This window comes from Delftia sp. BGA-UO-ETr-SB1 (genome assembly GCF_059567865.1).
The window spans coordinates 2,404,194-2,419,515 of sequence record NZ_JCAQOW010000006.1; the positions used below are offsets into that span (position 1 = coordinate 2,404,194).

The 15,322-nt window shown below is 61.4% G+C and carries 1 protein-coding gene (running past one end of the window); it reads left to right on the top strand.

The window, feature by feature from the left end:
* Window positions 1–15,322: the 5' portion of a CARDB domain-containing protein gene (locus AC57B5_RS29535; protein WP_496400845.1), read on the top strand. The gene runs 1,874 nt beyond the window's last position; 15,322 of the gene's 17,196 nt are visible here — the first part of the coding sequence; the start codon lies at window positions 1–3; the stop codon falls past the right edge of the window.

The following is a 15,322-nucleotide window of genomic DNA, read 5'->3' on the forward strand; positions in this document are numbered from 1 at the left end:
ATGCAGTGGCTGCGCAATGCAGCGGCACTGCTCCTTCTGGTACTGCTGGCAGGCTTTTTACAGACCGCGGCCGCGTCGTCGCAGCATCAGCAGGCTTCTGCCACTGTCCGGAAATCTTCGACCGATGAGCCGGGCATTGCGCGCTTCCTGCGCGATGACAAGGGTGTCAGCATCATCGAATTTTCCGGCAAATACGGTATTGACCTGCCTGCACCCGCCGAAACGGTGGGAAAGGAATTCTTTCGCACGCATGCCGATGTCTATGACTTCCTTGTGGTGTTTTCGAGCTTCGAATACCCCACTGGCTCAGCCGACGGAGAGAACGCGCTGGCTTTTCACCGGGGCGTGCGCAACGACACCGCTGGCATAGGCATCAAGCAATTTGACAACTCACAGGCGTATGGCAGCAAGGGCGTGTTGCAAAGCTATATCGACATGGCAGCGACCTCCCGCTGGACAAGCGCAACGTCCAGTGCCGACTATGAATCCATGTTGTCCACATTCGCGCATGAGATGCAGCACCGATGGGCAAGCCATGTCAAATTCCGGGACTGGAATGGGCAGATCAGTTCGGGGCTGCTCGGCAAGGATGGCTCCCATTGGAGCTACCTGTTGGAAAGCCATGGTTCGGTTCTTTACGGTGCGAGTTGGCGTGACAACGGCGATGGCTCTTTCACGGCGACGGATGCCGAAAGCACCTTCAGCCCGCTGGATCTGTACCTGGCCGGATTGATCGACAAGACGAAGGTGCCTCCCTTTTTTCTCATCGAGGCTCCCGACATCGATGCCAATGCACTGCCCCCTCCAGTGGGAACCACCATCCGGGGCACCAAGCGCATCGTCACGATAGACGACATCATCGCGGCCGAAGGGCCGCGCGTTCCCTCTGCCGATGTTTCACAAAAGACGTTCCGGTTCGGCTTCATTTATCTGGTCAGGCCCGGTGAAACCATCAATCCCGCAGACCTGGACGTGGTGGTGCAGGCCCGCAGGCAAGTCGGCATGCGCTACAACGCACTTACCCATGGCCTGGGAACCGCCAACGTCTTTGCTGAACCGCCGAACACCACCTCGCCAGGCGTGCCCGGCACCACCTTGCCTCCGGGTGTTCCGGGAACGGGCAATCCCGGCAACAATGCGGCCGGCCTGTCCTGGCTGAAAGCCCAGCAACGGTCCGATGGATCTTTCATGGACGCAGCGGGACTTGCGCCGCGTGACACGCTGCTGGCCCGCGCGTACCTGCGAACCGCCGACCCCGCTCACAGCGGACTGGGGCCGGCCGGAGCCTGGATAGCGGCCCGCCAACTGGGCAACACCGATTTTCTGGCCCGAAGGCTGATAGAGAGCACCGCCGGCGAGCGCCGGGCCGAGGATGTCTCTGCCCTGCTGGCAGCGCGCAATGGCGATGGCGGATGGGGTCTGGGCGAACGCCTTCGCAGCAACCCGCTGGACACGGCGCTGGCCATACAGGCCCTGCGCCTGGCCAACGCCGATGAGGGCGTGATCCGGCCTGCCGTGGACCTTTTGCTGTCATGGCAGAACCTGGACGGCGGCTGGGGCAATGCGGCCGCAAGCCCCAGCCGTGTCCATGTCTCGGCGCAGGCGCTCAAGGCCCTGGCCGGCCTGGCCAATGCCCAGCCGTCCATCGCCAAGGTCCGTCCTTTTCTCAAAAGCCGGCAGAACGCCGACGGCGGCTTTGGCGACGGCGCCAGCTCCATTCACGACACGGCCCATGCCTCCATGGCCATGGGCGCCGCCGGCTTCGGCTCGGAGATCGACCTGTCCGCAGCGCAGCGCTTCGTTGCCGAGAACCAGCGGATGGATGGAAGCTGGCAGGGCAGCGTCTACAACACCGTGCTGGCACTGCAAATGCTGCGCAGCGCGGCCACCGCCAATCTGGCGATCGGAAACCTGCAGGCTTCTCCGCTGCCGATTTTCGATGGACAGCGGGTCACCCTGTCCGCCAGGGTCGTCAACGCGGGCTCCCTGCAGTCCCAGGCCAGCACGGTGCGCTTCTTTGATGGCGACCCCGCCGCAGGCGGTGTGGCCATCGGCGCACCCATCCCCATTGCGGCCCTGGTCGGTGGAGATGGCACCACTGTGCAAGCCACCTGGAACACGACATCGCGTGCCGGACCACGCACGGTCTTCGCTGTCGTGGATTTCGAGCAGCTGACCGCCGACCTGAGCCGGCAGGACAACATCACCTCCTTGCAGCTGATGGTGGAAAGCGCCAACCCACTAGCGGACCTGCTGCTGGGTGATGGCGATGTGCTGGCCACTCCTTCGACGGTGACCACCCTGCCGGCTACGATCCAGATCGATGCGCTGGTCAGCAACGCCGGCATGGCCGCCGTGAGACAGGCCAAGGCCGTGCTGTGGAGCGGTACCGGGGCCACCCGCGTGCGTGTTGCCGAAACCACTTTCGATCTGGCCGCACGCGCCACGACGGCACTGCAGTTCAAACCCACGCTGTCCGAGCCCGGCACCACGGTCTATACCGTGGAGCTGGACCCCGATGGGCTGCTCAAGGAAGCCTCGCGCGCCAACAACAGCAGTTCCGCCACGGTCAGGACGGCAGGCGGCGTCTCGCTCGCCGTGAGCAAGGCGGACATCTCGCTGAACCCGGTCGCGCCACGGCCCGGCGCAGACGCCATGTTTGCCGTGCGCCTGCGCAATGCCGGCACGCTGGACTCGGCGTCCTTCAATGTGCGCTACAGCATCAGGTCCGGTGCAGGCACCACGGCGCTGATGACCAATGTGGTGCAGATCGCCGCAGGCAGCGCCGTGGAGCAGCAGATCCCCTGGCGCGCAGGTCCGGGCGGCGACTACAGCTTCATCGTCGAAATGGATTCCGAGAAGAAGAGCGGCGACAGCGATGCCTCGGACAACACCGCAGTGCTGGACTTCAAGGTGGCCGCGAAGGCCGGCCTGAATCTGGCGGTCAGCTACAGGGACCTGGCGTTTTCGCCGAGCCCGGCGCTGGAAGGCTCGATCATGGCGCTCAATGCGCTGGTGCGCAACGTGGGCGACGTGGATGCCTCCGGATTTGAAGTGGAGTTCTTCGACGGCGATCCAGCCGCTGGAGGTATTTCCGTCGGCGCCACGCGGGTGGCATCTCTTGCTGCCGGTGCCAGCACCAGTGCGACCGTGAACTGGGAAGTTCCCACGGCCAGCGAACGCCTGATTTTTGCCGCGGTCGATCCGAAGCGCTCGCAGCCCGAGGAGATCACGCTCGACGATAACGTGGCCTTCACCTCCTTGAAGGTGTTGACACTGCCGGATTTTACGGTTTCGCAGGGCGCGTTGACCTTGAGTCCAGCCCAGCCTCAGTCCGGCGAAGCCACCCGCCTTGCCGTGATCGTCTCCAACCTGGGTGAACAGTTGGCCTCCGACGTGGTTTTTAGCCTCTTCAACGGCAACCGGGACCAGGGAATCAAGCTGGCGCCGGATGTGGTATTGCCCAGGCTGGCTGGCAAGGCCACCGCAACGGTGCAGTTCGCATTCAATGCCCCTGCCATGGCGGATACAGCGTCCTTCACCGTGGTGGTGAACCCCGATTTCGCCATCAAGGAGCGGGTGCGGGACAACAACGTTGCGACCATCACCCTAGGCGCCCAGAGTGGAAACTTCTCGTTGTCGGAAAAAATCATCTCGCCCAATGGAGACGGTACCAAGGACAGCACCGTGATGACCTATCGCCTGCCCACGGCGATGCCGGTGACCGTGCAGGTCATGGATGACAAGGGTAGAGCGCTGCGCACCGGCCGGCCGCGGGATTCCGGGCCTATCGGTTCATGGCAATGGGACGGCCTGGACGACGACGGGCGGCTGGTTCAGGACGGCATGTATGAACTGACAGTGCGCAATGCAGACGGCATGGCTCTGGGTAGCGACACCGTAGAGGTGGACACCAATCGCAGCCCGTTGCTCGCGGCCATCGGCACGCCTATGGGCATGAGCGCGGCTTTGACCTGTGGAATTTGGCAGATGCCAACCGATCTTGTTCCCATAGGCAATGGTGAAGGTTTTTTCCTGGCATATCCCTGGGATTGGGAAACGGATCGTCCAGCTGGCATCTATCGATCGGATGAGTGGGGGCATAACCTGCGCTTGGTCATGAGAGGGCTAAGCGACAGCAATGGCACTATGTGGGGAAAATTCGTTTCCAATGCTCAGGGAACAAAAATAGTCGGTCAGAATTTAGTTGCTTCCCCTCAATTGGTCATTTTAGGTGGAGAAGGGGAGGGTTTAAGAGGTATTCCCACTGATGACGTCTTCGGCCTCAAGGGACTCGTCAATAACGACAGCGAAGTGCTTGTCGAGACAAGTCGTGATGGCCTGGCGACGATTGATATTGTCAATGGACGGCGAACCTTGGTGATTCCCGGTGCGAAAGAAGCAAGGGTGTCGCCTGACAGGATGAGGTTCATCGCGCTGGGGAATGAGATTAGCCTGGCTAATCTTTCGAATCATACAGTTAGGGAATTGCCGCCTGCGGAAAACTATTACTGGTCTCCCAATGGATTATTTCTCATGGGGAACACGGAAAAATCCTGGTTGATATTCGATGCGAATGGTAATTTCTTCAATGAAATTAAGATTCCAGAGGATATTGGGTTAACGGTGGGGTGGGATAGGCGGCTAATGAATGTTTGGGCAGAAGATTCTTCAGAATTCTATATTCCGACTGCCGCAAGATGCAGGGATCTGGGAGATGGTTATTCTGTAGAATGCGAGGCCACGATCCAGCGTGTGAATGCTTCTTCAGGTAAAAGATCGGAGATAGCTTCTTTCAAAAATGTATTTGATTCACGCAATGAGCAGCTTGTTATATCTTTCGTGTACCGTGTCATACCTGGGCGATATGAATTGCTAGTGTCTGTTTTCACGCCTGGTGATGAGAGGAAAGATAATGATAAAACCTACATAGTTGATTTGCGAAGCCCTCATGCAGTTTCTGAGATGATATTTGATGGGAATCCGTATAGACCCAATTGGCAGGATCAGCCTCCAGATTTCAACTGGAAGGATAATTGGTTCGTGGAGCAAGGAAGGGCTATCAGTTACGAAGGCAGCCTTCCTGCTTCATGCAATCGTTATGGAGGGGGCCGTAAAGTCTTCCGCTCGATGGCCAATCTGCAGACAGATCTGGTGTTGTCGCGGCGTGGCGATGGCGTATCAGTCAAGATTCAGGGAGGTGTCGCCGACAAAAACTTCGCGCGGTACTGGCTGGAGTACGCCAGTGATGAGGCACCTGACGTCTGGCATCCCATCATTCCTCCCAGCACCACGGCAGTTTGGGACAAGGATCTTGCAATCTGGGTCACACCGGGTTCTGGCCGGTATACCGTACGCCTGACAGCCGAGGACCTTGCCGGCAACCGCAGGCAGAAGCTGCGTCGCATTGCGATTTCCCAGTCGGGCCCCCCCATCACCAATATATTGCGTGAGCCAGATTTCATTTCACCCAATGGTGACGGCGTCAGGGACGAGATGAAGCTCAGTTACCGCGTGCTGGAGTCCGTGAACCTGGAGTTCCGCATCTTCAATCGCCAGGGTACCCTGGTGCGATCGATATCCCGAAACCATCCGGCCGGTGGCATGGACGCTGCACTGTTCTGGGATGGCCGTGACGATAATGGTCTTGTGGTAATTGATGGGGAATACAGGATAAATGTTGCTGGTTTTGATTTCTTTGTGAATGTGGACAATTCGGCTCCCGTCATCCATGTGCTGAAAAGTGGTCCTCCGTTTTATACTCACAATATACCTCCGGCGCGCTCTACCGAACTGCGATGGTCGGTATCCGATACCAATATGGAATCGATTCAGCTGGAGGTCGGTAATGGGGCGTCTCCCACCCACTGGAGTCCTTATCAGGGCGATCAGAAGATAATCTCCAATCTCAATGGTGGTGGCGCAGTCTATTTGTCGCTGGCTGATTATGTGGGAAGGCGCTACCGGTTGGCTGTTGTAGATCTGGCGGGAAATCGTACGGTGGCTCAGTTCGATCCGCCACAGCCTGATGTGAAATTACTATTGGCAGGTGGAATCCTGGGCCGGGATCTTGAGGACGATGAGGACCCGCCTTCTCCCACGATGCATGGGGTGATGGAAAACCGGCAACTTCTGGATCTCCGACCTTCAGCGGGGGTCGCCATGATATTTGCCGAAACCCTTAACGAACCGATAGTGGCGGTTTCTGTGCAGTTTAACGAGGACGTCCTGGCTCAAAAGGGGGAGTGGCTTGAAAAAGCCGTTGACAAGGTCTATCCCATCAATAATGGGCAGCAGGTACCTTATGTTCATAATAATGGTTTGGATGGGAATGAATTAAAGGTATTTTGGGTGGCCGATCGTTCGGAATTGGATTCCAATGTTGGCATTCCGCAGAATTATGGATTGGTTGGGTTTTTCAATAAAAATATCGCTTCAGATAGGGGAATGCGTCTGCGGCTCAAGCTGACAGGTAAAAGTGGTTCCCAATATTTGACAAATGAGATTGTTGTCCAGGATACGCATTCCATTGGAATGGATGGATCCATCAGTGATGATTCAATGCTGGCGGGTGGGGTTTACTTGAAAACATCGCGTGCAGCCCGCAAGCTAGAGGTATTTGTTTCAAGCTTAAATGATCCTTATTTCTCTGTAGAGCGCCGTATCTACACACAGGAACTGAATTCGATCGTCCCGGATGGCAGCGTATTTTCGTTTTCCCGTGAGGGACGGTATGTTTCCTGCGCCAACTACAAGCTACGCGCTGTGGCTACGCTGGACAATGGGCAGGAACTCGGTGCCACCCGTGTGGTGAGCAGCTGCGGGGGCGTTGAGTTCAAGGCGCGGCCTGATTTTTCTACTTGCGGAAAAAATGCTCCCCATCGTATGCAGGGATTTGCTACGCCCATACCAGGAAAATCGAGTGATGTACCGTTGCTTTCCATGGAGGTCTATGCGGAGCACTCCAACGGAAGCCGCCAGTTGATTTTCAATGTGGTCAATCCGACCTATCAGGACTACGAATTCACTTTTGACCATGGCGCCTTGCCGGAGGGGCAAGTCACGTTGAAGGGCATCACCACTGATAGAGATGGCATCAAGCGCAGCGGCTTCTTTGTGGTTCCGGTCGACCATACGCCCGCCACTCTGAGGATCACTTATCCCCAGCAGAATCAACGCGTATGCGCAGTCCCCGAACTGCACAAGCGTGGTGTTGGCATTGCGGATACCATCGTCAACGCCTTGCGGCCTGTGGTGGAAATCGATGATGCGGCCGGCTTTGACTATCTGCAGGAATTCCAACCGGGCGACGGCAGCAACGAGGCCTCTTGGGAGCCTGTGGCGGGATCCCTTTCCAGCCTTGTTTTTCCGGATCCCAGGGACGATTCCAGAAGGTTCAGTGTGGCTTGGCCCTACACCTTGAAGGAGTTTGCCAAACCCTCTAATGCCCAGCAAGAGCGCCCATACATGAGTCGTCAGCGCATTGCAGGTCCGCTGGGGCCGATTGTCAATATCTCTGGCCAAGTGACAACGCGCGTGACGACATACGACTGGTCTGGCGCCATGGCGTGCAGGCAGGTCAGTTTCTATCTGGATGGAACGGTGGAGGTCGGCGCGGCTTCCGTGGACCAGCGCTTGTTTTCGCCTGGAACCTCCAGCAGTCTCGGCAGTGTGGCACTTGCCATCAATCCTATGGAGCCGCTGTCCGTGACAGTGCTCGTGCGCCGCGTCATCGTCAATGGTGACAGATGGTATCTGGAGACCGGGTCGGTACGCCGGCTGGTGGCTGGCCTTGCCGTGCCTGCAGGACAGCGGGAGTTCGTCTGGGATGGAAAGGATGATACTGGCAACCATGTTTCGGATGGCTACTACACCTTCGATATCCAGTATGAAGACAGTTGCGGCAATCTGGAGGCGCCCAGCCCCGGCAATGATCTGGATGGCCCGCGCAGCAAGTTGATGGTCGAGGTGGACAGAACTGCGCCGGAGGTGCGTCTTGACAGGCCTCTGGCAGGCGATGTCACCAGTTCTTTCCTGGACATTCTTGGCAGTACCAAGGACAAGAATCTGCGGCACTGGGTATTGGACTACAGCGTGGAGAAGGCGCCGGGCGCCTGGATGTTGCTGGCTTCCAATACACGGGGAGTGGATCCGAATATGCTGCTGGCCACTCTGAATGCCACTTCGCTGGAGGGCGTGGTGACGTTGCGCCTGCGTGCGGTGGACAAGGTGGAGCTGGAGTCCGAGTTGACCCGCGATCTGCGCCTCAAGCCCCGTACGGAATTGATCCGGAAATTCGCAGTGTCCCCCAGCCCGTTCTCGCCCAATGGCGACGGCCGCCGCGATGCCCTTCACATCGTCCAGGACATGTTCCAGCCAGCGGCTGTGGATGTGGACATCAAGCGTGATGGTGTCACGGTGCGGCATCTGCTCGCGCAGTACTCGGCGATGCCGGGTGAAAAAACTGTCACGTGGAATGGCCTGGACGATGCGTCAAAGCCCGCGCCTGACGGTGTGTACACCGTGGAACTGCGGGCCACTTCCAAGGCAGATCAGACCAATGTCCAGGTCGAGGAAAAGACGGTGCTTCTCGACGGCACGCCGCCGTTGTTCACGCTGGATTCCGTGCTGAATCCCTTCATGCCCGGCAATGCGGCATTCATTGCTTCATTGTCCGATCGATCCCTGAGTGGATATCAGGTCCACATCGAAGGGCCGCTGCCTAGCACCCGGCGCCTGTTGCTGGCCGAAGGCTCGGAAACCTTCACCAAAATGCCGCTGGGAATGCTAAGCCAGCTGGGCGTGGATGACGGCCTGTACCGTATTACGGCGCAGGCGAGCGACGAAGCGGAGAATGCCGTCAGCTTTCAGACGCCGGTTTTCGAACTCGACTCCAAGGTGCCAGCAGTTTCATTTTCCAATCCGGCGCCTGGCACCTTTGTCAGCCGCGTGCGCCCGGCTGATATCTCGGGCCTGCTGGATGATCGCAATCTGTTCAGCGCCGAACTGAAGATCGGCGACAAGAGCGTGTTCGCGCCACCAGTTTCGTCGTCGCCAGCGGTGTTGATCTTCCCCTTCGATGGCGCGGCCTTTGCAGATGGCAGCCATGCCATGCAGTTGATTGGTACGGACAAGGCGGGTAATGTGGGCTTGGCCAATGCCGGCATCAATGTGGACAACACGCCGCCCGTGGCCCTGATCACCTCGCCTGCGGCCAATGCCCCGATCGGCACAATGGTGCCGGTGGTGGGAACCGCGAGCGATGCCAATATGGAGTCGTGGAAGCTCGAGCTGGGCAGCGGCGTGGGCCAGAACCTGCAAAGCCTGACGATCATCGGTAGGGGGGCTGGCAATCTCGTCAATGCCGAACTGGCACGGTTGGCGGGCCTGCCGCCAGACGGGCCGGCCACGCTGCGTCTCACGGTGGTGGACAAGGGCGGCAATGCAACCGTTGCCGATGTCCCCCTGCAGATCGATGCGACACCGCCCCAGGCGCCTGTGCTGGCAGGCCAGCGTGAGCAGCGCAATGCCGTGCGTCTGAGCTGGTTGCCTGTCGGCGACGCCGCACGCATCGTGGGCTACCACCTGTATCGGAATGATGTCCGGGTCAATCCGCAGCCCCTGGCCAGCCTGGAACATCTGGACGCCGGCCTGGTGGATGGAACCTACTCCTATACGGTGACCGCACTGTCGCGCGGCGGTGCGGAAAGCGCGCGCTCCAACGTATTCACCATCGCGGTCAAGGCCTCGGGGCCGCTGGCGCAGATCAGCAAGCCTGCAGCCAATGCAGCGGTGGGTGGGCTGGTCTCCATCGAAGGCAGTGCCTACGCGCCCGTGAATTTCCGTGCCTATCAGGTGACTGTCGGTGAGGGTGCCTCGCCCACGGCCTGGAAGGAGCTGCGCACCTCTCCCCTGCCGGTGAGGGGCGATGTGCTCGCGACCTGGTCCACTGCAGGCCTGGCCGAAGGTGCCGCCTACAGGCTCCGCCTCTTCGCAGAAGATATCGAAGGAGGTGTTTCCACGGCCGAGGTGGATGTGACCATCGACAACCGTCCACCGGCCAAGCCCCTGGGCCTGCGTGCGCAATTGTCCGGCCTCAACGATGTGCGCCTGGACTGGACGGCCAGTACCGAAACGGACCTCGCCGGCTATCTGCTGTACCGCAACGGGCAACTGGTGAACCAGACCAACCCCAACGACAGTTCCATCCGCCCATATCTGCTCGATGGCACCACCTATCTGGACAAGGCGCTGCCGGATGGCCGCTTTGTCTACACCATGGTGGCGGTTGACAAGGCAGACAACCAGAGCAGGCCTTCCGATCCCGCCAGCGTGACGGTGGACAACCGTGCGCCCCAGGCGGTGATCGTCGAGCCGGCCAATGGAGCCAGTGTCGATGGCGTGGTGTATGTGAAGGCACAAAGCCCGGACACCGACATCGCATCGGTCCGCTTCCAGTTCAAGGCAGCGGCCGAGGCGGCCTGGACCGACATCGGCAGCGCCAGCACCAAGCTGCCCTACAGCGTTGACTGGGATACCAAGGCGCTGGCCAACGGCGACTATCAGTTGCGCGCGGTGGCTACTGACTTGGGCGGCCGGACCGATGCCGCTCCTCCTGCCATCACGGTGCTGCGCAAGAACCTGCGCAGGCCCGAAGCGCCTTCCGAACTCACCACAAGGGTCGACGGCGGCGATGTGCACCTGAACTGGAAGGCCAGTGCCAGCAGCGATGTGCGCGGCTACCATGTCGAACGCATCGACCCCAAGGCGACGCAGGAGCAGGACCGCGTCACGCGCCTGACCACGGCACCCGTCGCGGTGACCACCTTCATGGATGCCGACAGGCCTGACGGCAGCCACCAGTACCAGGTGCTGGCGGTGAACCAGGATGACAACGCGTCAGACCCATCGGCGGCTGCCACGGCCCGCGTCTATACCCCGCTGCTGAAGCAGCCTTACACGCCGGTGGCGCGGGCGCAATCGCGCCTGGCCGGTTCCTCTTCCCATGGCTCGGGGCCCGTGGAGTTGGTGGTGGAGACGCAGGCAGGAGAGCGCACCAGCCTGTCCCTGACGCCCGATGCACAAGGCAAATTCGGCGTGGACGCCGTGCCGCTGGCAATGGGGGTCAACACTCTGTCTGCCAGGCAGACCGACGCTGCAGGCAACCGCAGCAAGGCCGCAAGCGCCCGCGTGGCGCGGGGCGACCTGCCTGCCGCTCCAGCCACCGTCACGGCGGTGGCGTCCGGGAGCGTGTACCAGGCCACCTGGGCTGCCAGCACCAGCGCTGATGTGGCGGGCTATGTGGGCCAGCTCGATGGCAAGCCCGCAGCGAAACCATTGGAGTTCGTCCGCGCAACGGCCAGTACCAGCGAAGACTCCTACTATGTCCCGGACCTGGCCCTTGATTCGGATGAAGCAACTGCATGGAAGCCTTACAGGCTTGACCTTCGTCCGAGCATGGAGCTGGAATTGGCGCAAAAGCAGTTGCTGTCCCAGGTGTCCGTCGTCTGGAATGGCAGTGCGGGCATGGAGCCTCCAGCCTACTACGCGATAGAAGCCTGGGATGGCTTTGTCTGGGCTCCGCTGAAGGAGGAGACGGCCAACACGTCCAGAAGCCTGCAGCTCGTGCTGGACCCTCCTTACTACACGGATCGCCTTCGGATTGTTCTGGCCGCAGTGTCAGATGCCGGCAGTGCAGGCTCCAGGTCGGTGAGTGACGTGAAAGCCATGTCGCTGCCTGTGGTGCCGGGCACTTCAGCCGAGGTGGCTGCACCTGACGGCGTGCATACGGTCTCCGTGCGGACCCTCAGCACCCTGGGCCTGCTGGGCGAGCCCACCAGGGCCAGCCCCGGCGGTATCGGGGATTTCACGCCCCCGCCGCCCGTGATGGCCAGCGTGGATCTGACGGGCAACCTGGCAACGGTCAGCTGGACCGAGAGCGTGGCCGCCGACCTGGCCAGCTATGAGGTGCTGCGCAATGGGGTGGTGATCGCCACCGTGCCTGCCGGCGAGCCTCTCCGCCTTGTGGACGGTCCGCTGGACAACGGACGCTACGCCTACACCGTGCGTCCGCTGGACCAGACCGGCAACGTGGGCCAGCTGTCCAACGAAGCCGTGGCCGTGGTGAGCGTCGAGCAGCCTGGCACGCCTGTGCAACTGTCGCTGGAGGTTTCCGCAGGCGGTGGCGAGCTGCGCCTGAAATGGCTGGCGCCTTCCTCGGGCCCGGGCCCTGTCTCCTATACGGTTTACCGTTCCACCACGGCACATGGCCCATACAGCCTGCTGGGTATGACGGAGGTCGGCACCCTGGCGTATGCCGATGCCACGGTCCTCCAGCGCGTGCGCTATTACTACGTGGTCCGCGCGCGCAACGCTGCGGGCATCGAAGGCGCATCCTCCAACGAGGTCAATGGCATGGTGCAGCCGCAGGCCGCCGTCATGGCACCGGTGATATTCCATCCTACGGACAGCATGCATCCGATAGAAGTAGGGCAGGACACCACCGCTGTGCGTGCATTCGGCGAGCCCGCCATGCAAATGGCCTTGAGCCGTGATGGCGTGGCCGTGGGAACGGTGACCGCATTGGCGGCCCTGAAGTCGTCGTTCATCACGACTTTCCTTTTGGACGCGCTAGTCCCTGCTCCTGGGGCAGACCTGGTGGCGACAGTGGGCAACGAAAAAATGACCATTTTGCGTGCCACGCCAGGGCTGGATGGCCGCATATCTGCGGTCGCGCAGCAAGTGGTGCCTGGGGTGCGCTCCTGGTCCGGGCTGGTTTGGTCACCCGATGCAAGCCACATTGCGTTGATCAATTCCTCCGAGCGAACAAGGGTCGTGCGGGTGGCGGACGGCAGCAGCGCCGACAGCGCTTTCGACGCCCCTGTCTCGGCGCTGGCATGGCACCCCGATGGAGGGCGCTGGATTGCCAGTGTCAACGGAGGGCGGGAGTTGGTCGAAGTGGATGCGGGCTCAGGGGCCAGCCGCACCATCGCCACGGCGTCCAGCGGTTTCAGCAGGCTTGCCATATCGCCGGAAGGTCGCCATGTCGCAGTCTTGGATGGCGACAATCTGCTGCTGCTGTCATTGGCCGATGGACAGGTCGCGCCGCTGGGGCGCGGGGCAGGCCCTTTGGCATGGGCGGCCGATGGCCAGTCGCTCTACTTCCTGGGCTGGGACGCGGCTTCTTCGCTCAACCAGGTCTACCGGCAGCAATTGGGGCAGCCTTTGCCTGTTGCGGTGACATCCCAGGCGGACAGTGTTGGGGACTTCGCGCTCTCCCCCGGCGGGACGCTGGCTTTTTTCAGCGGCACCCAGCTGCATGTGCAGGATACCCAGGGCGAGGTTTCCTCGGTTGGCGATGTTCCGTCCCTCGCACTTGGGATGCAATGGGCCGCTTCCGGCGCGGTGCTGGTCAATGGAACAGCGGGTGCCAGGGCGCTTGTATTGCCCGGCACGGCCATCTTCCCGCCCGTCCAGCTCAAATCTGGCCTGAACCTGTTGCGGGCCCAGTCCACCGATGCATCCGGCAGGACCGGACCCCCATCCCAGGCCATCAGCGTGACCTACGGTGCGGCACCTGTCGCCAGGCCCGATTTCTCGGTGCAGGTGGGCGACCTCAGCGTGCTGCCCCAGGTGCCCAGGGTCGGCGCGCCGGCCCGCATCACCCTGGTCGTCAACAACACCGGGAAGGCCGTTGCGCCGGGCGCTTCCGTGCGCATGCTCGCCACGTCGCCCGGAGGCTCGCGCATCGAACTGCTGAATACCCGTACCGCAGTCATGTCGGAAGGCGGCAGCCAGGTCTTCAGGGCCGATGCCGTGTTCAACGCCGCTGGTGACTGGCAGGTGAGCGTGGTGGTCGATGCAGAGGACGAAGTGTCCGAGGTGTCCGAGGACAACAACGTGCTGGTGCTGCCGGTGCGCGTCGTGGATGCGACCTCCGAGCGCAGTCTGAGCATCGGCGTCTCCGAGTCTGTCTACCAGGTGGGCTCCGTCCTGGCAGGCCGCGTGCAGCTCTTCAACGGACAGGGCGATGCGGCCGGGCAGCTCAAGCTGACCATCGAAGACGGGCAGGGCTATGTCGTCGCCTCCCTGCCTGTGCTCAACCAGACGCCGCTGTCCTATGGAGAAAGCCGTGACGTGGACTTCAACTGGACCATCCCTGGGGTTTTCGATGCGCCCTACAAGGTGCGTGCGGTCTGGACCGATGGCGGCAAGACCCTGGCCCAGGCCACTGCAGGCTTCCTGGTCAAGCCCCGCGTGCAGATCAGCGCCCGGATCAACAGCGACAGCTCCAGCTACCCGTCGGGCACGGCGGCCCGCATCGTCGCCCAGATCGACCCTGCCGGGACATCGCCGACCGCCAGCACGGCGCAAGCGTCGATGCATGTGCTCGATGCCGGTGGCGCGGCCGTGTTGGAGGTGACTGACAGCATCGGCCTGGTCTCGGCCACGCAACTGGTCAAGACGCTGGGCACGGCTGGCCTGGCCATTGGTGCCTACAAGGCCGAACTGCGGGTCAGCGTGGACAAACGGGAGATGGCTTATGCCAGCACCGTGTTCGAAATCACCGCCGCAGCCGATCCCATTGCCGCCTTGGCGGGTGACATCGTGCTCGACCGCACCAGTGCGCCGTACACAGGCACTGTCTCAGGTACGGCCGTGCTGACCAACACAGGGGAAACCGATCTGGGCAACCTGCGGTACGAGGTGACGGTGATCGACCCTCGCACGAACACGGTGCTGGCGCGCTCGGCGAAGGACATCGCATCGCTGGCGCGGGGCGCGCAGGCGCGCGAGGGCTTCAGCTTCCCCGCGACCGGCATGCCCATGGGCACGCTGTGGATCCAGCTGCGCACGTCCTGGGTCGCTGCCCGGGGCATGGGCTTGAACGCGCAAAGCGATCTGCAGCCCACCTTGCTCAGGCAGCGCGAGGTCTCCCTGTTCGAGCTGGATCCGCCGACGGTGGTGATCCAGCAGCCGGCCAGTGGCGCCTATCTGCGCGCCGCGCAGTCGGTGCTGGCCGGGGCGACCGATCTGTTGTCGGGCGTCCGCAATGTCGAATTCCAGCTCGATGGCCGCGCATGGCAGGGCATGACGCTGTCCGATCCGGTCAGCGCCGGCTATGCCGGCGTGCTGCCGGCCTTGGCCGACGGTGCCCATCAGCTTTCTGTGCGTGCCACCGACCATTCCGGCAACGTGTCGCAACCCGTGCAGCGCAGCTTTGTTGTGGACAGCCTGCCCCCGGCCATCGCCATTTCCGGCGTTGCGCAGAGCGCCTATGCGTCCCCCGTGACACCCTCCATCGTGGTGACCGACCTGAACC